Annotated in this window: 19 protein-coding genes; 5 read left to right on the top strand and 14 right to left on the bottom strand. The window is 68.6% G+C overall.

Annotation, left to right across the window (positions count from 1 at the left end; translation table 11 throughout):
* Positions 1-155: 155 nt before the first annotated feature.
* Positions 156-509 (top strand): hypothetical protein, encoded by a 354-nt coding sequence (locus tag AVL59_RS07955; RefSeq protein ID WP_067300855.1) that lies wholly within the window; start codon positions 156-158, stop codon positions 507-509.
* A 321-nt stretch (positions 510-830) separates the two neighbouring features.
* Here the strand turns inward: AVL59_RS07955 and AVL59_RS07950 are convergent, their stop codons facing one another.
* The 6 genes from AVL59_RS07950 to AVL59_RS07925 form a co-directional block, all read right to left on the bottom strand.
* Complete coding sequence (locus AVL59_RS07950) at positions 831-1,691, bottom strand: immunity 49 family protein (protein ID WP_067300853.1); 861 nt, start codon at positions 1,689-1,691, stop codon at positions 831-833.
* A 12-nt stretch (positions 1,692-1,703) separates the two neighbouring features.
* Positions 1,704-4,211 carry a hypothetical protein gene (locus AVL59_RS07945; RefSeq protein ID WP_067300850.1) on the bottom strand — a complete coding sequence of 836 codons (2,508 nt, stop codon included), beginning with the start codon at positions 4,209-4,211 and terminating at the stop codon, positions 1,704-1,706.
* 2 nt (positions 4,212-4,213) lie between these two features.
* The gene (locus AVL59_RS07940; protein ID WP_067300847.1) at positions 4,214-4,612 is read right to left on the bottom strand and encodes a DUF6507 family protein; all 399 of its coding nucleotides are present in this window, start codon (positions 4,610-4,612) and stop codon (positions 4,214-4,216) included.
* Positions 4,613-4,647: 35 nt separating this feature from the next.
* Complete coding sequence (locus tag AVL59_RS07935) at positions 4,648-4,959, bottom strand: pore-forming ESAT-6 family protein (protein ID WP_099053268.1); 312 nt, start codon at positions 4,957-4,959, stop codon at positions 4,648-4,650.
* Between the two features lie 52 nt (positions 4,960-5,011).
* The gene (locus tag AVL59_RS07930; RefSeq protein WP_067300844.1) at positions 5,012-5,341 is read right to left on the bottom strand and encodes a hypothetical protein; all 330 of its coding nucleotides are present in this window, start codon (positions 5,339-5,341) and stop codon (positions 5,012-5,014) included.
* 121 nt (positions 5,342-5,462) lie between these two features.
* On the bottom strand, positions 5,463-5,915 hold the full coding sequence (locus tag AVL59_RS07925; RefSeq protein WP_067300842.1) for a hypothetical protein: 453 nt from the start codon (positions 5,913-5,915) through the stop codon (positions 5,463-5,465).
* Between the two features lie 226 nt (positions 5,916-6,141).
* Between AVL59_RS07925 and AVL59_RS07920 the strand changes: the two genes are divergently transcribed.
* A complete protein-coding gene (locus AVL59_RS07920; protein WP_308281862.1) occupies positions 6,142-6,744 on the top strand; it encodes a Uma2 family endonuclease in 603 nt (200 codons plus the stop codon).
* A gap of 16 nt (positions 6,745-6,760) precedes the next feature.
* On the opposite strand, the gene AVL59_RS07915 is transcribed toward AVL59_RS07920, so the two are convergent.
* The 3 genes from AVL59_RS07915 to AVL59_RS07905 form a co-directional block, all read right to left on the bottom strand.
* Positions 6,761-8,140, bottom strand: coding sequence for an AAA family ATPase (locus AVL59_RS07915; RefSeq protein WP_167549294.1), 1,380 nt, complete (start codon positions 8,138-8,140; stop codon positions 6,761-6,763).
* Between the two features lie 220 nt (positions 8,141-8,360).
* Positions 8,361-9,125: a DUF2127 domain-containing protein gene (locus AVL59_RS07910; RefSeq protein ID WP_067300836.1), complete on the bottom strand. Its 765-nt coding sequence runs from the start codon at positions 9,123-9,125 to the stop codon at positions 8,361-8,363.
* A gap of 100 nt (positions 9,126-9,225) precedes the next feature.
* Positions 9,226-10,899, bottom strand: coding sequence for an MFS transporter (locus AVL59_RS07905; protein ID WP_067300833.1), 1,674 nt, complete (start codon positions 10,897-10,899; stop codon positions 9,226-9,228).
* A gap of 117 nt (positions 10,900-11,016) precedes the next feature.
* Here AVL59_RS07905 and AVL59_RS07900 point away from each other — a divergent pair, with 117 nt between their 5' ends.
* Positions 11,017-11,646, top strand: a complete 630-nt coding sequence (locus AVL59_RS07900) for a TetR/AcrR family transcriptional regulator (RefSeq protein ID WP_067300830.1) — start codon at positions 11,017-11,019, stop codon at positions 11,644-11,646.
* A gap of 190 nt (positions 11,647-11,836) precedes the next feature.
* On the opposite strand, the gene AVL59_RS07895 is transcribed toward AVL59_RS07900, so the two are convergent.
* Positions 11,837-13,204, bottom strand: a complete 1,368-nt coding sequence (locus tag AVL59_RS07895) for a cation:dicarboxylate symporter family transporter (RefSeq protein ID WP_067300828.1) — start codon at positions 13,202-13,204, stop codon at positions 11,837-11,839.
* A 151-nt stretch (positions 13,205-13,355) separates the two neighbouring features.
* On the opposite strand from AVL59_RS07895, the gene AVL59_RS07890 reads away from it, so the two are divergent.
* Positions 13,356-14,975: an ATP-binding protein gene (locus AVL59_RS07890; RefSeq protein WP_067300825.1), complete on the top strand. Its 1,620-nt coding sequence runs from the start codon at positions 13,356-13,358 to the stop codon at positions 14,973-14,975.
* Positions 14,972-15,673 carry a response regulator gene (locus tag AVL59_RS07885; RefSeq protein ID WP_067300822.1) on the top strand — a complete coding sequence of 234 codons (702 nt, stop codon included), beginning with the start codon at positions 14,972-14,974 and terminating at the stop codon, positions 15,671-15,673. Before AVL59_RS07890 ends, AVL59_RS07885 begins: the two co-directional genes overlap by 4 nt.
* Positions 15,674-15,682: 9 nt before the next feature.
* On the opposite strand, the gene AVL59_RS07880 is transcribed toward AVL59_RS07885, so the two are convergent.
* From AVL59_RS07880 to AVL59_RS07865, 4 genes are read right to left on the bottom strand one after another with little or no spacing between them, the layout of a single operon-like run.
* Complete coding sequence (locus tag AVL59_RS07880; RefSeq protein ID WP_067300819.1) at positions 15,683-16,972, bottom strand: MFS transporter; 1,290 nt, start codon at positions 16,970-16,972, stop codon at positions 15,683-15,685.
* On the bottom strand, positions 16,969-17,490 hold the full coding sequence (locus AVL59_RS07875; protein ID WP_067300817.1) for a hypothetical protein: 522 nt from the start codon (positions 17,488-17,490) through the stop codon (positions 16,969-16,971). The genes AVL59_RS07880 and AVL59_RS07875 overlap by 4 nt, the downstream gene beginning before the upstream one ends.
* Positions 17,491-17,688, bottom strand: a complete 198-nt coding sequence (locus AVL59_RS07870) for a (2Fe-2S)-binding protein (RefSeq protein WP_067300814.1) — start codon at positions 17,686-17,688, stop codon at positions 17,491-17,493. It lies immediately after the preceding gene.
* A gap of 31 nt (positions 17,689-17,719) precedes the next feature.
* Complete coding sequence (locus AVL59_RS07865; RefSeq protein ID WP_237281455.1) at positions 17,720-18,928, bottom strand: hypothetical protein; 1,209 nt, start codon at positions 18,926-18,928, stop codon at positions 17,720-17,722.
* Positions 18,929-19,035 lie beyond the last annotated feature (107 nt).

The following is a 19,035-nucleotide window of genomic DNA, read 5'->3' as shown; positions in this document are numbered from 1 at the left end:
TCAGCTGGCCGCCCCAAGGTGCAGGGGGGCAAGACCGTGGGGCGGAGTGGATCCTCGACCTCACCCTCTGCAGTAGCTATCCGCTCGCCGACACAGGAATGGCACTAGCGTGGGCCCGTGCCGAAAGGGCACTGGACGAGTGGAAGGGGCGGCCGATGACCACGCCGCACACGGACGGAGACGGTCCACTCATTCCCCCGTCCGAGCTGACGCTATCGGCTCTACGACAGGCTGTGGCGACAGTGGCCCCCTCCCGTCTGCCCGAGTTCTTCGAAGACCTTCAGAAGGCGTTCATCCGCGCAGGCGATGAGGACAGCGTTGTACCCATCCGGATGTTCTACCGGCAGTGGGCCGTCGTGGTCGAGATCGAGCGGCGCCCCGAAACAGCCCGCCGTCTACACGCCGCCGAGCAGGCCATCAGCAGCGCCGACCCGGACGTGCGCGGGCGCGCCATCCGCGAGGCCGGGGAGATCGTACGCGCGGCCCACCGCGAGGCCGCGGGTGGCTGACTGGCACTGAGAGCTGTTCCAGGACGACCTGCTGGACGGGCTCCCGGACACTGCATGCGGCGAGACCGAGCGGCTCGCCACCGAGATCGCCGTACGCGAATCGGTGGTCTTTCTGAAGGGAGCCGATTACACCGGACCGGAGCCAGGCGTGCGGACCGAGAGCCGGGGGCCGCTCATGCTCACCTACCTGACCGGCGTCCGTGGCGAGCGGATCGTGGTCGTGCAGGTGGGCTGGTTCGGTTGAGGCACGAAAGCGACATCGGCATCAGATCGCTGGTACGGCAGACGTGCCGAGTGAACAACACCCGCCTCCCATCAGCTTCAGACTTCGAACTCCCCTACCCACTCACGTTCGAGGAGATATTTCGGAAGGTAGTCCGACTCCACGTTGATCGGGAAGCCCGCATCATATGCAAGGCAGGAAATGGCCAAGGGACCCAGGGCTACAGAGCCGCCGAGGTCGTTCACGCGCTTTTCGTCAGCAGTCCAGTAGCCCTTGTGGAGTTGCAATGCTTCAGCCAAGGCCTCGTTGAAGGCGTCATGGTCCTTACGCAGGAACTGATAGAAGAGATTGATCGGCGGGTACAGGACATTCTGGAGAAGATCCCGGGGAGCAATCGTTGCGACTTCCGGGAATGAATTGTCGATCGTGATGGACAACTTTTCCACCAGCCCCGGACGCTCAAGCCAATACGTCTGCAACGCATCAACCCAGTTGTAGACGTATTCGTCCCCCCTCGCACCCGACGCACGGAGAACCTCCAGCGGAACACCGCACATCTGCGTCATGCGAGTCTGATCGCGGCAGATGATGGTGAACCAGAAGGCGGTGAGCCAGTTTCCCGCGTTGGCATAGAACCGCGGCCCTGTCGCGGAGAGAGAACGGATCTCGTCGATGATCCGGCACTCCACCGTTCCCTCGTTCGCCACTGCCGCGGCAAAGGCGGCATGGCCGACCTGCATGGCCGACACGGTTGCTCGCCATGTCGGCAGCTCCGACGCCCTCGGATCAATGAAGAGACGGGCTTGCACCTGCATGAGGGCTTCATTTAGGGCGAGCCCGAAGACGGTGGCCGAGGTGCCCAGGCTCTGAACCGTGTCTTCCAGCTCCTCAGCCATCTCCTGGACGTCGGCCACGTCCAGGGCGTTCAGCCTGCGATGCCGAGCCACTGTCTCAGTCACCGATACCTCTCCTCAGCGTATGTCGAAGGTCCATTTTTGGTAGCCAGCGTACTCGCCCGTCGAAGTGACCCTTCCCTTGACCAGAATATATTCGACATTCCCCTGCTTCAGAGCCTTGGTCAGCTCCTTATATAGCCGTTTCTCGTTCTCATTGCCCAAATTTCCCCGTTCCTTCATTTCCCGTAGAATATCGAGGAAGTATTCTATCGAACCTTGCCGGGCGTCGAAACCGTTCGGAAGCGTCCTCTTCCCCAGATCCGTAGTGACGGTACTCTTGGACTCGACGACGACGAACTTTTTGTTTCCGTTTTTGCCCGTCAGGCTCCACAGCTGGTCGAACTGATCGTTCCCGTTCTTGGGCCCCGCCAACGTCTCCATCTTGGCACCATCATAGTGCTCTGGAATGACATGGTGCCGCGCGACGGCTTCTCCGAATGCCTCACTGTCCTCGCTCATGGCCCGATGGAACGGGGCGTGCTCGGCCTTGATTTCCTTGTAGGCCTCAAGGTTGTCCGGGGCGGGGTCTGCCTTGTAGGCGTGCTTCGCTTCCTTCACTGGACCGTGCCACGCATTGTCGGCCGTCACAGAGGTATGACGCCGGAGCGCCTTGTCGCTGATGGCGTCGAAATCCTCCCTCGTCTGTACGGTGTCAGGCCCCCGTTCGACTTTGGAACCGGGAACGTACTTCTCCGGGATCGGTGCAGCCTTGTCTTTGGCCGCGATCCACGTCCCAGGGTGATGCGGGTCCTCGGCCAATTGAGGTGGAGCGAAGCCGCTCTCGTCGGGAATCGCGACACGCAAGCGGTGACCGTTCTTCTGGTAGTACCTCTCGCGGTAGCCCGGCTCGTGATTGGCTCGGTAGACTTGTACATCCTTGATCTGGTGCGGATCGAGGTCGTCGTACCAGTCCTTCCCCGTCGGACGCACGTCGCTGCCGCGCTGCCCCGGCAGTTCATAGCCTGATCCAGGCCCGGATGGCCCGTCGGGCAGCCCGTGTCCGCCCCCGCTCCCGCCATGCGTAAAACCGGTTTCTGCGCGCCCCATTGGCATGCCCGGTCCCAGATCCCGGACCGCCCCACCACCGGCATGACCAGCAGCCGTCGGGCCAGTATCCGATGCCGAATTGGTCGCGGTATGCGCCCCCACCCGTTCGGGGTTGTGTGCCCCGCCATCCACGGCGTCCATCCGCGCTCGGTCGGTGGCAGACGCCTCGACCGGAGCCTGCGTGACGCGCTGCCGCAAACTCCCATCCGCATTGAGGATGTGGCCGTCAGCCGTCAGATAGACAGTGTTCCCGTGAGCGTCGACATCCGGAATGGCATCCTCAGGAATCCGGCGCGCAGATTCCGGCAACCCATACTTCTCCGGAAGATCCAGATACGCCCCGCTCTGCAGATTCTTCAGCCTGGTGAACGTATCCCCGACCTTGACGAACGCGAACTTCCCCGCCTCGCCGACGTACGTCATCGGATCGGCCGCCCGGCTGACCTTGCCGATCACCGACAGAGCGCGGGTCGCCGCACCCGCCTCGCCAGCCCCCCTTACCGCGGCGCCGGCGCCCTCGGTGCCGACCACCGTCAGGACGTTGAAGCCGGCCGCGCCCGCCGCACGGGCCGGGTTGGTCTTCCACTGGTCGTAGGCGACGAAACCTTTCGCCGCCTCCTTGTGCACCGTGCGCGCATCACGCAGCCAGGAGGGCAGTTTGTCCTCGGGGACCAGCCACCAGGCGCCCATCGTGGCACCGGTGAGGCCGGAGGCCGTGCTCAGCTTGGCGAGGCTCTTCCAGGCCTCGCCGGCCGCGTGCCCGCCGTCCGCGCCGAACAGGGTACCCAGGCCATTGACCGTGCCGATCACACCGTCGTGCCAGACGCCGTCCCACACCTGCTTGCCCTGATGGGCCAGCCAGGCCCAGCCCTCGTACTCCCGCTCGGCCGGCACGCCCCAGGGGGTTTCCTTGGCGTGGTCGAGATCGTCGGCGCGGAAGCCGTACATGTTCTCGCCGTGCGAGCCGTCGTCGGCGGTCAGTCTGGTTCCGCCGATCAGCGCCATGATCTTGTTGTAGGCGGCCCGCTCGGCGTCCTGGAAGGCGGTGACCGTGTGATTGACGTCGTGCCACAGATCGTTGTTGTGGTCGACCTTGTCCTGGTCCTTGCGCCAGTGATCGTCTCCGGCCACCGAGTTCACGAACGCGGTGGCGTCGGCCTTGAGCGCGTCCAGCTTCTTCACCAGTGGCTGGACTTCGGCGCTGTACTCCGACAGCGCGGAGGCGACCTTCTCCAAGTCGTCCGCGAACGCGTCCGACTTCTGCTTCACCGGGAGCGTGGTGGCGAACAGCTGCTCCGCCTCCGGTGCCTTGTAGAACGCGGACAGGCCCTGGAACTCGGTGTGCACGTCCGAGCCGGAGGCGCGGAACTGGCCCGCGTCCGCGGTCAGCAGCATCACGTCGGTGTCCAGCGTGGCCAGGTCACCTATGAAGTGCGGGATGCCGGACGGGTCGATGAGCTTCTTCTCGTCGCCCACCGCTACCGGCCCCCCGTGCGACGCCCTGCCTCACCCTTGCCGGGCAGATCCACCTTCGGCTCCTTGGCCGCCGCCTGCTGCGCGTTCGCCGCCTGCTCCAGGGAGCCGGCCACGTAGCAGGCGGTGGCCTGGCCCGCCCCGTTCAGGGACTGCGCCGTCCGCTTGGCGATGTACAGGAGATCCCGGTTCCAGTGGTTCGCGAACTGGGCCAGCGCCGAACCGACCAACCCGGCCGTGACGTACGGGCCGAACTCCTGCTCGGTCAGCCTGCCCGCCGCCGAGGCCGCCTCCTCCAGATTGCCCTGCATGGCCGTGCCCGTTTCCGCCAGGCCCTTCGCCGCAGTCCTTGTCCTGGACAGCACACTGTGCACACCGGCCGGATCGATGTCCCAAGCCGTCACAACAGTCCCCCCTCGTCCCCGCAACTGCCGCCGGATCACCCGATGTTGTCGACCGCCGCCTTCGCCTTGGCCAGCGTGGCCTGCGCCGTCCCGTCGTTCTGCTCCAGCGTGGTACGCACCAGCCGGATGATGTCGCGGACCTCGCCTGCCGCCTTGTGCCAGCGGGCTTCCTTGCCGTGGTACTCGTCCGAGACGCCGTCGGCCTGGTAGTCCGCCATCGCGGCCTTCACCGCGCGCTCACGGTCGCCCAGCACGGTCTCCAGGCGGCCGATGATCCCCTGCAGGCTGGTCTGTACGTCGGCGGAGGCACCGGTGTCGTACGAGCGACGGTCCTGGTTGGCCATGATGCTCACATCCCCCTCGTGGTCCGGCCCTGTTCAGCCGCGGATTCGGCCGGTGTCAGCCGCGGAAGCGGGCCGCGTCGAAGTTCGCGGCGCTCATCGTCTGGTGTGCGTTGTCGGCCTGTTCCTGGTCGCCGGTGGTGAACGCGGTGTCCATACCAGACTGGCCGCCCAGGATCGACCGCAACGACCCGTTCAGCTCGGCGGTGATCTCGTCCGCGCGCCGCTTGAACGAGTCGAACATGACCTTGCCCTCGCCGTTGAACTTCCCCTCCAACGGCTGTGCCGCGGCGATCAACTGCTGGATCAGCGTGCCCAGATCGTCACTGGACCCACCCGTGCTCTTCCTCAGCGTCGCAAGCGTCGTCGATCCCATGTCGAACTTCATCAGTCCACCCCCGTACGTCACTTACGTGCCCCGACTTCGAACGCATTGTCGCATGTGGGGTTGCGGACGCAACGCGGTTGACCGCCGCACGGCGAGATCCGGCCGATCTACGGCAACACGACTATCTGACCTTGTACTCGCAGGGCTTGCCGTCCTTGCCCCCGTTGTTGTCGGCGACTTGTTTGCCGTCGACTTTGATCACACAGGAGGCCATCTTCAGCATTCCGTTGGCCGCCTGGACCGAGCCGGGGACGACCGACACCAGGACGCCCACCTTCCGGTCGACCTCGTCGAGTTGGAGAGTCGCCGTCCTGGTCCAGGGGAGCTTCTGGTTCCCGAAACCGTTGCTGTCGCCCGTGTTGTACAAGATCTGGGTGGTGCCGGTACCCGACACCTGCAGCGTCACCGTGCGGGTCGCTGCGTCCGAATCTGCCGTCGGGGCGGCAGCGCTCTTCGACGCATGCGCCTTGCCGTTCCCTCTGCCCGCGTCCTTGCCGGTGTCGCCGCTGCCGCAGCCCGTCAGCAACGTCGCCGTCGCGACGAGCACGATCGCACCCACAGCCGTCTTACACATGTTCCCCATTTCCTGTCGTGAAGGACTGGTCCCCGAAGATCCAATCACGCCCACCCGTTCGGGTGACTCAGAGGCATTTTCCCTGGTCAGCCGTATCGCCATGCCTACCGTGATCGCGTTGCTTGTGCCTGAGGCACGCCCAGCCCACACTTGAGGAGGTGACGCCGCCATGACCGCTCTTGCGCACGAGAGGCCCGAGACCATGCCTGAGATCAGGACCGAGTCCGTGTCCCTGGCCGAGGACGGCCGCGACCTTGACGAGGTCGTGTGGCAGGCATGGAAGGCCATGGAACTCCCCGAGGGCTACCGCGCTGAGATCATCGAGGGAGCCATCGAGGTGTCGCCCACCGGTCGCTATTCACACAGCCAGATCGTCTTTCTTCTCAAGGAGGCTCTGGGAGAGTTCCTGCGAGGTGGGGACTTCGCCGCCCGGAACGACACGAACATCATCCATGAGAACCGCGCGTGGGTGCCCGACTTGTTCATCGTCGCCAGGGATGCCGAGCGCTACGTGACGGACGACGGTCTCGGCCTCGCGGCCGCAGGCGTTCGGGTTGTGTTCGAGGTCGTCTCGCCTGGCAAGCGCAGCCAGGACCGCGACCGTGTCAAGAAGCGGCGCGAATACGCCCGCGCGGGCATCCCCGTCTACGTGATCATCGACGATTGCGACAAGCAGGGCACCGTCACCGTTCTCACCGAGCCCCAGCCCGACAGGGCCGACTGGCTGGGTGTCGCGAGCGTCCCCTACGGAACGGACGTGCACCTCCCGAAGGGCCCCGCCAAGGGCTTCGTCATCGGGGACAACATCACAGGCCCCAAGCGAGCCTGATGCGCTCTCCGAGGTCCTAGTCGTCCTCGTCGTCGTCCGCCCCTGTCGGCCCCTCCTCGTCCCCCCGCACCCCGAGCAGCCTGCGCGTCAGCTGGTCCCGGTCCGAGAGGAGTTCGTCCAAGGCGGCGCGGACGTCCTCCGGCTCCGTCCGCGCGGACTCGCGTTCCGCCGCGATCAGGACCGAACGGCGGACCAGTTCCTTGGTGAAGGATGCCGTCGTGCCCTCCGTGCGGGTCACCACCTGGTCGGTGATCTCCTTGCCGAGGCCGAGTCCGGAGCCGTAGAGGGTGAGGAGGCGGGCGCGGCTCTCGGCGTCCGGGAGGGGGATCTCCACGGCGAGGTCGACGCGGCCGGGGCGCTGGGCGAGGGCCGGTTCGAGGAGGTCGGCGCGGTTGGTGGTCAGAAGGAAGGCGACGTCCGCATCGTCGCCGAGGCCGTCCATCTCGTTCAGCACCTGGAAGAGCAGGGGCTGCTCGCCGCCGCCGTAGTCGCGGGCCTCGGCGATCAGGTCGCAGTCCTCCAGGACGACGAGCGCCGGCTGGAGCATGCGGGCGAGCGCGCAGGCGGGGCCGATGGCCTGGATGCTGGTCCCGGACAGGATGACGGCCGTGAACTGCGGGAGGTGGGAGAGGAGATAGCGGATGGTGTGGGTCTTGCCGGTGCCGGGAGGGCCGTAGAGGAGGAGGCCGCGGCGCAGGTGCTGGCCGGCCGCGCGGAGCTGTTCGCGGCGCCTGGCCACGCCCACCACCTGGCGCTCCACCCGTTCCAGCAGGCCCGCCGGAAGCACGATGTCCTCGCGGGTAATGCCGGAGCGGCGGTGGAAGCGGAACGGGCCGAGGCCGTGTCCGAACTCCGAGCCCTCGAAGGAGAGCACCTGGCCACGGAAGACGTTGTGCTCGCGCACGAGGGCGTCGATCTCGGCCAGCAGCCGGTCGGCGAACTCCTTCTCCTGGGCGAGGACCTCGATCTCGACCTTGTTGCGCCCGTATTCGTCGGCCGGGCCGCGCAGGAGGAGCGCGAAGCGTTCGTCACCGTCCGTGCCGAGGTACAAGCCGCAGGAGACGCAGGCCAGTTCCTCGTCGGGGGAGATCGGCGGGTGGGCGTAGTCGACCGCGCCGATCACGAAGCGGTCGTAGCGGTGGGCGGCTTCGAGGATGTCGCCGAGGGTGAGGTCGCCGTGGTGCTGGGCGCCGCGCATGCCGACCAGTTCGTAGGATCGGCCGTCGGTGGCGAACCAGCGTTCCAGGGCGAGGTGGACGTTGGGCAGGTCATAGGGCGGGTACGCGGCCTTCACCACCGGACGGTCGGTGGGGGCCGTGCCCAGGTGGTCGCGCAGCCGCTTGGTGAGGTCGCGGCTGTCGTCCCGCTCGGTCCGACGGGGCCGGGCCACCGCCATGAGGAACTGCTGGAACAGCTCGTTGATCTGGTCGATCGACAGCGGTCACGGATCCCGTTCCGCCTCGTACGTGTCCTCGTACCCGGTGGAGATCGTGACCCTCACTTCGCTCGACTCCCCCATGTCCGCCTCCCTGCGTTCGACCGGTCACGTCGAGGCCTTCAGCCTGGTGCCGAACGCAGGGGCGGGTCAAAGGAATTGAGGCCGGCCCACGCGAGATCTAGACAGTGACCCCCGCCGACTCCTCGACCTCCATCAGCGAGGCGCTGTGCCGCTCCTCCTCGAAGGCCCTGCGGCCGCCGCGCAGGCCGAACAGGCGCTTGGCGACGGCGATGTAGAGGACCGCGAGGATGTTCAGCACGAGGGTCGCGATCTTCAGGTAGCTGATCTTCTCGGTGAGTTCGTAGATCTCCAGCGGGAGGAAGGCGGCGGTGGCGACCACCGTCAGGTACTCCGCCCAGCGCTTGGCGTACCAGAGGCCGCCCGCCTCGATCAGCTCGATCAGCGCGTACGCCAGCAGCAGGGCCGCCACCAGCATCAGCGTGGAGTGCTTGTAGCCGAACGCCTTCTGGATGGAGCCGACGACCGGTGAGTGGTCGAGGTCGTAGTGGAAGTGGCGGAACACCGGGCGGAAGACGTCCAGGTTCTCGTTGAAGAGCTTGCGTACCGCGTCCTGGCTGTTGCTGAACTTCCAGACGGCCACCGCGACCAGGACGATGAAAACGCCGCGCACCGCCCGCTCGATCGCCAGGAAGCGCAGGATGAACAGGTCCCGGAGCACCTTGCCGCGCGGCACCAGCGGGGCGTCGGAGGCAGGTCCCGAGCCGTGCGGCTCACCGAGCACGAAGTCGCCGCAGCGCAGACAGCGCCAGGCGTCCCCGAGCGCGGTCCGGGCATGCAGCCGGTCCCGCAGCAAGGCTTCGTCGGGTGTGTACGTCACGTGACCCTTGCGCGCGCAGGTCCGCCGGTCCCAGTCGATCTTCATCCCCCGTGCCTCCATACTCGTTCGGGAACACGCACGAACGTGCCGTTCCGGTTCCGGAGCGGCACGTTAGTGGATACGGGTGAGCCGAGGCCGTCAGGGGTCAGCGCGCGGTGCTGTCCGCCAGTTCCCGCTCGTCCTCCGGGATCTCCGTTACGGCGGCCTCGCGGCGCGGCAGCAGGACGGCCACCAGGACCGTGCCGATGCCCAGGATCACCGCGCCGACCAGGCTGGTGTGGGCGACCGCGTCCGAGAAGGCGGAGCCGACCGCGTCCGCCATCTGCCGGGCGCCGGAGGCCAGCTGCGCGGCCTGCTGCTTGAGCTGTGCGGCCTGCTGCGGGTCGCTCGTGTGTGCGGCCTGTGCGGCCGCCTGGTGGGCCTTCTCGCCGATGCCCTGCGCGACCGCGTATCCGGCGCCGACCGAGTCCTGGGCGGTCTCCAGGGCGCTCGCGGGGAGCTTGCTGCCCGCGGTGGCGTCGGTGAGGTGGTTGCCGTACGAGGTGGCGAGCAGTGAGCCGAGGATCGCGATGCCGAGCGAGCCGCCCAGCTCCAGCGAGGTGTCGTTGACCGCGCCGCCGACGCCCAGCTCGGACTCCGGGAAGGCGCCCATGATCGCGTCGGTGCAGGGCGAGAGCGCGAGGCCGATGGCGAGGCCGAGGATGACGAGGGGCGCCACGAAGTCGCCGTACGTCGAGCCCGCGTCCACCCGGGTCAGCAGGGCGAGCGCGGTCGTGCCGCCGACCATGCCCGCGGTGACCGTCCACTTCATGCCGACGCGCGGGGTGAGCCAGCCGGTGAGGGCCGAGCCGACGAAGACCGCGCCGGCCAGCGGCAGCATCCGGACGCCGGTCTGCAGGGCGTCGTAGCCGAGGACGAACTGCAGGTGCTGGGTGAGGTAGTAGAAGGCACCGAAGACGGCGAGGAAGAACAGGGAGACGGCGAGGTTGGAACCCGCGAAGCGGCGGTTGGTGAAGCGGCGCACGTCCAGGATCGGGCGCGGGTGGCGCAGCTCCCAGGCCACGAAGGCGATCAGGCCCGCGCCCGCGACGACGGCGGCGGTGACGGCCTTGACGCCCCAGCCGAAGTGCGGCCCCTCGATGATCATGTAGACCAGCGAGCCGGTCCACACCACGGACAGCAGACCGCCGACGTAGTCGATCCTGTCGTGGTGCCCCGCCTTGGACGGTGGTACGAGGATCAGCGCGCCGACGATCGCGACGGCGGCGATGGGCACGTTGATCAGGAAGGTCGAGGACCAGCCGTGGTCGCGCAGCAGGGCGCCCGCGACCACCGGTCCGGCGGCGATGGCGAGCCCTGCGGTGGCGGTCCACAGGGTGATGGCCTTGGCGCGCTCGGCGCGCGGGAAGGTCGCGGCCAGGAGGGACAGGGTGGCGGGCATGATCAGTGCGGCGCCGACGCCCATCACGGCGCGGGCCGCGATGACCGCCGTGGAGCTGCCGGCGAGGTAGCCGGCGATCGCTCCGCCGCCGAAGACGACGAGGCCGAGGACCAGGGCGCCACGACGGCTGTACTTGTCGCCGATCGCGCCGAGCAGCAGCATCAGCGCCGCGTACGGGACGGTGTAGCCGTCGATCACCCACTGCAGGTCGGCGCTGGACAGCCCGAGGTCCCGGGTCATGTCGGGCGCCGCGACCGTGAGGGCGGTGTTGGCCATCACGATGATCAGCAGGCTCAGGCAGAGCACGAGGAGGGCCCACCAGCGCCGGGCGTAGGGGCGGTCCGCGCTTTCGACCGGTTCGTTCATGACGAGTCGCATGGCAGGGATCGCCTTCCTCGATGCGCGACGAGAACTTGCACAGCGCCGTGCAATTGCACAGCCATGTGCAATGTACGGCGTTGCACAGCCCTGTGCAAGTCGGGGCGGGCGTGCAGAATGACGGTCATGACCACGGGTAGCACCAGCCGCGCCGACGCCAACCGGCGCCGCATCCTCGACGTCGCCCTCGCCGAGCTGCTGCGCGACCCCGATGCCTCCATGGACCAGATCGCGCGCGCCGCGGGGGTCGTACGACGGACCGTGTACGGGCACTTCCCGAGCCGTGAGGCGCTGATCAGCACGCTCGTCGACGAGGCGGTCCAGTCGCTGGCGGACGTGGACGCGGGAGCCCGCGAGGGGGTGGCGGACCCGGCGGAGGCGGTGGCCCGGTCGGTGCTCGCGATCTGGGAGATCGCCGACCGCTACCGGCTGCTGGTCGCCCTGGCCCAGCGCACGGTCACCGTGCAGGGCATCCGCGAACGCCTCGCACCCCTGCGCGAGAACAAGGTGCGACTGCTGCAACGCGGCCTGGACGAGGGCGTCTTCAGCTCACCGCTGCCCGCGCAGGCCCTCGCGTACGTGCACGAGCAGATGCTGTTCGCGGTGATGGAGGCGGTGAACGACGGCCTGGTGGCAGCACAGGAGGCGGGCCGCTCGGCCACGGTCACGGTCCTGACCGCGGCGGGCGTACCCGCCTCCTCGGCCACCGGTCTGGTGGCCAGGGTGAGTGAGAAGCCGGGCGGCTGAGATACAGGGGGGAGAGACCCAGCCGCCCGGCGGCTTCGGCCGGACGCCCGGCCCCGGTTCAGGCGGGGCCGGACGTCCGGAGCTGAGGGACGGGGGCGCGAAGGGCTTCCCATCAGGGGCGCGGGGCGGTATCGATGTGCGGCTCCGCCGCGTGGGCGCGACCAGCCCCCGCACCCTCGCGGACGATCGATTACGCCTTCGCCAGCTCCTTCTCCGGAACCTCCGAAGAAACGGCATCCTCGTCCAGCAGCGTCGTCTCGTCGAACGGCAGCTCACCGGCAAGGACCTGCTCGACCCGCGCCTTGTCGATCTCTTTCGTCCAGGTACCGATCAGCACGGTGGCCACCGCGTTGCCCGCGAAGTTCGTCAGCGCACGCGCCTCGCTCATGAACCGGTCGATACCGACGATCAGACCGACACCGTCGACCAGCGCGGGCTTGTGCGACTGCAGACCGCCGGCCAGCGTGGCGAGCCCCGCGCCGCTGACGCCCGCCGCGCCCTTGGAGGCCAGCAGCAGGAAGAGCAGCAGCGGGATCTGCTCGCCGACGGACATCGGCGTGCCCAGGGCGTCCGCGATGTACAGCGAGGCCATGGTCATGTAGATCATGGTGCCGTCGAGGTTGAAGGAGTAGCCGGTCGGCACGGTGATGCCGACGACGGGCTTGCTGACGCCCAGGTGCTCCATCTTCGCGATGAGCCGCGGCAGCGCGGACTCGGAGGAGGAGGTGGACAGGATCAGCAGGAACTCACGGGCGAGGTACTTGAACAGCGAGAAGATGTTCAGCCCGGAGACGAGCCGCAGGACGGCGCCGAGCACGATGAAGACGAACAGGAAGCAGGTCACGTAGAAGCCGAGCATCAGTACGGCGAGGCTCTTCAGCGCGTCCAGGCCCGCGGAACCGGTGACGGCCGCGATCGCGCCGAAGGCGCCGATCGGCGCGGCCCACATGACCATGGACAGGATGCGGAAGACCAGCCGCTGGATGTGCTCGACGCCGCGCAGCACCGGCTGCCCGACCGGTCCCATGGCCTGCAGCGCGAACCCGGTGAGCAGGGCGACCAGCAGGGTCTGCAGGACCTGCTGCTGGGTGAAGGCGGACACGAACGTGGTCGGGATGATCGACAGCACGAAGTCGACGGGCGGCAGCGCATCGCTGGAGACCTGTGCGTGTCCGGTCTGCTTGAGCGCCTCGGTCAGGTGCAGCCCGTCACCCGGGTGCAGCACATTGCCGACGACGAGCCCGATGGAGAGCGCGACGAGGGACATCACCGTGAAGTAGCCGAGTGCGATACCGCCGACGGCGCCGACCTTGGCGGCCTTCCGTACGGAGCCGATCCCGAGCACGATCGTGCAGAAGATGATCGGCGAGATCATCATCTTGATCAAGTTCACGAAGCCGGTGCCCAGCGGCTTCAGCTCGACCGCGGCATCGGGCCAGATGAGCCCCACGGCGATACCGAGCGCGACCGCCACGATGACGGCGATGTACAGATAGTGGGTACGGTCCCGTTTCACACGGGCTGCGGCAGGTGCCGTATCGGGGGAAGTGGCGGCCACGGCTGCCCTCCTTGACGTCTTCGTCGGCATTACCGGCGTGCGGCTCACGTCCGGGGGTTGTGGGGGATGCCGTGACTATCTCCCGGTCTGTGAGGGCGGTCACCCTTCCGTTCATTTAGTTCATGCTTAACCCGAGAGGCACACTGCTGGCATGCGCTTCCGGTGCCTCCCCCGCCCCCGCAGCCTGGCCGGCCAGCTCTTCGCCGTGCAGGCCGTGCTGATAGCGGTGGTCGTGGCCGGGTACGCGCTGTTCACCTACGTCAGCGACCAGCGGCAGGCCGAGGACGCCGCGGTCCGCCAGGTGACGGCGGTGGCCCGCTCGGTCGCGGACTCCCCCTCGGTCCGCTCGGCGATCCACACGCGCGAGCCGACCAAGGCCCTGGAGCCGTACGCGCTCCAGGTCATGCGGGACACGAACGTCGACTTCGTCACGATCATGAATCCGGACGGCATCCGCTGGACCCACCCCGACCAGAAGCAGATCGGCAAGCGCTTCCTCGGCCGCATCGGTCCCGCCCGGCACGGCCACACCTTCACCGAGACGTACACCGGCACGCTCGGCCCTTCGGTGCGCGCGGTGACCCCGGTGACGGACGACGGCCGGATCATCGGCCTGGTCAGTGCCGGGATCAAGGTCGAGGCGATCAGTGAACGGGTCCAGGACCAGGTCACGGCGCTGTTCGCGGTCGCGGGCGGAGCCCTGCTGCTGGGCGCGGTCGGCACCTACGTGATCAACGCCCGGCTGCGCCGCCACACCCACGGCATGAACGCGAGCGAACTGAGCCGGATGCACGACTACCACCAGGCGGCCCTGCACGCGGTGCGCGAGGGGCTGCTGATGCTGGACGGGCAGTACAGGGTGGCGCTGATCAACGACGGCGGCCGGGAGCTGCTCGGGGTGGGCGGGGAGCGGGACGTGATCGGCGCGTCGGTCGCGGATCTCGGCCTGCCGGCCCCGCTGACCGGGGCGCTGCTGTCGTCGGAGCCCCGGGTGGACGAGGTGCATCTGACGGCGTCGCGGGTGCTGGTGGTGAACACCTCCCCGGTGTCGGGAGGAGAGCGCAGGGGTACGGTCGTCACCCTGCGCGATGTCACCGAACTCCAGTCCCTGATGGGCGAGTTGGACTCGGAGCGGGGCTTCACCCAGGCCCTGCGCTCACAGGCGCACGAGGCGGCGAACCGTCTGCACACGGTGGTCTCGCTGATCGAGCTGGGCCGGGCCGAGGAGGCGGTGGAGTTCGCGACGGCGGAACTGGAGCTGGCCCAGGCCCTGACCGACCAGGTGGTGGCGGCGGTGAGCGAGCCGGTGCTGGCCGCCCTGCTGCTGGGCAAGACCGCTCAGGCCAACGAGCGGGGCGTCGAGCTGGTGGTGTCGGCGGACAGCCGCCTCGACGACGGCCTGCTGCCGTCCGACCTGTCCGCCCGCGACCTGGTGACGATCCTCGGCAATCTGATCGACAACGCGGTGGACGCGGCGCAGGGAAGCGCGCGGGCGCGGGTCACCGTGACCGCGTACGCATCCGGCGGCGAACTGGTGCTGCGGGTGTCGGACACCGGCCCGGGTGTCGACGCGGCCCACGCCGACCTGGTATTCCAGCGGGGGTTCTCCACCAAGCCGGCCGGGCCCGGCGGGCGGGGCCTCGGACTGGCCCTGGTCCGACAGGCGGTCACCCGCGACGAGGGCACGTTGACGGTCGCGGAGGCCGAGGAAGGCGGTGCGGTGTTCGAGGTGCGGTTGCCGCTGGGCACGGCGGTGGGTGACGGCGGATGACGGACGAGCAGCAGCCGATCCGCGTCCTCGTCGTGGAGGACGACCCGGTCGCCGCGGACGCGCATGTGCTGTACGTGGGGCGGGTGCCGGGTTTCGTCGCGGTCGGCAAGGCGCACACCGGGGCGGAGGCGCGCAGGTTCCTGGACCGTACGGCGGTGGACCTGCTGTTGCTGGACCTGCATCTGCCGGACGTGCACGGCCTGCAGCTGGCGCGGTCACTGCGGGCGGCGGGGCATCACGCGGACGTCATAGCGGTGACGTCGGCGCGGGATCTGACGGTGGTACGGGAGGGCGTCTCGCTGGGCGTCGTCCAGTACGTCCTGAAGCCGTTCACCTTCGCCACCCTGCGGGACCGGCTGGTGCGGTACGCGGAGTTCCGGGGCGCGGCCGGAGAGGCGAGCGGCCAGGACGAGGTGGACCGGGCCCTGGCGGTGCTGCGCGCGCCGGGGCCCGCGGCGCTTCCCAAGGGGCTGAGCGCGCCCACCCTGGAACGGGTGACGTCGGCTGTACGGGAGGCGGAGGAGGGTCTTACGGCGGCGCGGGTCGCGGACGCGGTGGGGATCTCGCGGATCACCGCCCGGCGGTATCTGGAGCATCTGGTGGAGGCGGGGCGGGCCGAACGCAAGCCGGTGTACGGGCAGGTGGGGCGGCCGGAGCTGGTCTATCGGTGGGTTCGGGGGGCGTCGGCGGGGCGGTGAGGGGCGGGCTCAGGCTCGCACCGTGTCCGTGCCCGTGCCCGTGTCCGTGTCCGTGTCCGTGTCCGCGTCGAGGAGGTCGCGGGTCCTGCGGATCGGGGAAAGCAGCACCGGAACCGGTATCAGCAGCGTGCACAGGGAGAAGACCAGCAGGGCGGCCCTGTTGCCCACGGCCTGGCCGAGAACGCCCGCCAGCAGCGCACCGATGGGGAAGACACCCCAGGAGACGAAGCGGACCGTCGCCATGACCCGGGGCAGCAGCTCCGGAGCGACGGCGGTCTGGCGGTAGGTGCGCCCGACGATGGCGAAGGTGACCGTACAGGCACCCCAGCCCAGGCTGCCGAGACCGAAGAAGAAGGCGCCGGCACCGGACGTGGCCAGAGGCATCAACAGGGCGCTGACCGGGCTGAGGAGCAGGGGGGCGAGCGCGGCCCGGGTGGTGCCCAGCCGGTTGACCAGGGGCGTGGTGACGGCCGCGCCGATGACGCCGCCCAGGCCCAAGCAGGCGACCAGGAGGCCCACGGCCAGCGAGTCGGCGTGCACCGTGCGGATCAGGAAGACCGCGGTGATCGCTTCGAAGGCCGCGGTGGCGAAGTTGAATCCGGTGCCCACCAGCACGAAGGGACGGATCACCGGATGACGGCGGACGAAATCGATCCCCTCCCGCATCTCGGCGAACGCACCGCTCTTCGCCTTCTCGCTCCGTTCCGTGCGCGGAGCCGGCACGGTCAGCAGGAGGATCGCCGAGACGACGTAGCTCGCGACGTCGGCGATCAGGCTGTACGCGGCGCCGAACGCCTGCACCAGGCTGCCGCCCAGCCCCGGGCCCGCCACCTGGGACACGGATTCGCTGCCCTGGAGGAGACTGTTGCCGGCTGTCAGCCGGTCCTTGCTGACCACCGCCGGCAGGTACGTCGAGTAGCCGACGTCGAAGATCACGCTCGCCACGCTGAGCACGAAGGCCGAGACGACCAGTTGTCCGAGCGACAGGACGTCCATGAACACCGCCACCGGGACGGAGAGCAGCGTCAGGGCTCTGATCAGGTCGGCGGCGACCAGCACCGGACGCAGGGGCAAGCGATGCACGAGCACTCCGGCCGGCAGACCGAACAGCAGCCACGCACACATGGACGCGGCACTGACCAGACTCGTCTCGAACGTACTGGCCTTCAGTTCGAGCACAGCCACCAGGGGCATCGCGACCGTGGTGACGGCCGTGCCGAAGGCGCTGACACCGTGCGCGGTCCACAGGCGCCAGAAGGCAGAACCGTCCCGGCCGGAGGACGGCTGCGAGCTGGTCATCGGAACTCCCGGAGAACTGTTCGTCGATCGTGGAACGGGCGGCCGCTTTCACAGCAGCGCAGCTTTTTCACGGCCAGCACGCGGCGGTGCCCCTGCTCGTCGCGGACGCGCACGAAGGAGAACCCCGTCTCGCCGAGGGCGGTGAGGACGTCGTCGGCGGTTCCGATGCCCTGCCAGTCGGGATGGCCCGCGTCCAGGCACAGCAGGCCGTGCCCCATCAGCGACCGGTGGAAGACGCGGAGCGCACCGAGCGCGTCCTCGGGGGAGGTGAACACCGGCGGCCGGGCGCACCAGATGCCGTTCAGGGCCTCGTCCCCGAAGGGCGTCGCACCCAGCTCCGCGTGGTGCAGGGTGATGGTCGGGCGGTGGCCGGTGACGTGTTCGTAGTGCGTCGGTGTCGCGGTGAGCCGGGCCGCGTCGAGATCCGGGCTGCCGTGGGTGAACTCGGCCACCCGCACATGGGCCGTGGGCGGCAGCTTGATCATGAAGTCGGAGAGAACCGTCGGGGTCGTCACCATCTAGTGTCCCTGTGCGGGCTGAAAGTCGTCGATGAGTTCGTGGAGGTCTTCCACGCAATGGCCGCACCCCGTGCCCGCCAGGCAGCGCTCGCCGATGTCCGAGGCCGAGCGTGCCCCGTCACGGATGACGGAGACGATCTCGGCCTCGGACACGCAGTGGCAGACACACACGACGCAGTCAGGATCGGGTTCGAGCATCGCAACCGGCCTGTCCCTTCTGGACGGTGGTTCAGCCCACGGCGATCCGCTTGCCGTCCCCCAGCACGAAGCAGCCGCGCTCCGGGGCCTTGCTGAGCAGGTCCGCCTCGGGGAAGAAGGTGCGGTGGGCCGTGAAGGAGACCAGGTGCCAGATGTCGGACTCCGGCACACCGAGGCTCCGGACGTTGGCGATCTGCTTGTCGATGGGCTGCGTACCGGCGGCCACGACACCCTCGTGCTGGTACCACAGCGAGTTCTCCGCCTCGCGGTGCAGGTGCTGGCCGCCGAGGTTCGCGGTGTCGCTGCGGTCGGTCATGAGCATCATGTTCGAGGGCCCGGCCAGCTCGACGGCTCGTCGTGCGATGGCGAAGTCCACGTGCTCGCCGTCGAAGTTGAGGCAGGCGGTGATCCGGCCGGCGTGTGCGGCCCGGATGATCGTCGCGGGGACCGGACCGATCTGCTCGTGCAGGTCGGCGAGGTTCCACGACGGAAGGTCGTACGAGGCGATGACGCGGTCGCGTTCGGCCTTGGCCCGGGAGGTGCGGAAGGCGTGCTTGATCAGCAGCGGCATCTCGTTGAACAGGTGGTCCGTGATCACGCGGACCCCGTCGCCGGGGAAGTCGGCGGCCTCCGCCGCGCCGATCGCCGTCTCCACGCAGTCGGCGCCCAGTTGGGGGTCCTCGCGGGTGAAGTGGCCCAGCGCCGGACGCACTCCGGCCTCGACCAGGGTGGTGACGATCCACTCCAGGTCCGGGTAGCCGGCCGGCAGCGAAGGTGCGACGTACGATCCCGGGGTCAGGGCGTCGGGCGAGAGCATCAGATAGACGAGGCCGAGCGGACCGCAGGAGGCCAGCTTGGCCCACTCCTCGCGCGACGGCGCCCACACGGAGCTGGCCGGGGTGCCCCCGAAGCTGGCGACCAGCGGCCCCTCGAGGGCCATGGCTCCCACGTACGGAAGCGTGCCGTCGTCGCGCATCTGCGAGAACTCGCGCATGAACACGACGAAGTCGTCGAGCCGCTCCTGCCGGAGGTAGAGCGTGGGGATGCAGACGATCCCTTCGCCCCGGGCGGCCTCGTTGAGCTGCTTCAGGTCCATCCGGCTGAAGTCGGAGAAGTCGACGTCGCCCAGGCCGTGGCAGTGGACCTCGACCGGCAGGCTCGGCACGAAGTAGCCGTCGGAACCCGCGACGTCGGCCGCGGCCGGCTCGGCGACCGTGAGCCGTCCCTCGTTCCAGATCACGGAGGAGGATTCGGTCCCACGTGGCGTCAGCCATTCATGTGCGGTGAGTACGGAAGTTTTCATCGTGCTCCAATCAAACAAATGCCGCGGCTGCTGTGGCGGCCGGC

The organism is Streptomyces griseochromogenes (assembly GCF_001542625.1).
Classification (GTDB): Bacteria; Actinomycetota; Actinomycetes; order Streptomycetales; family Streptomycetaceae; genus Streptomyces; species Streptomyces griseochromogenes.
This window is presented reverse-complemented; position numbering and strand designations above follow the sequence as displayed.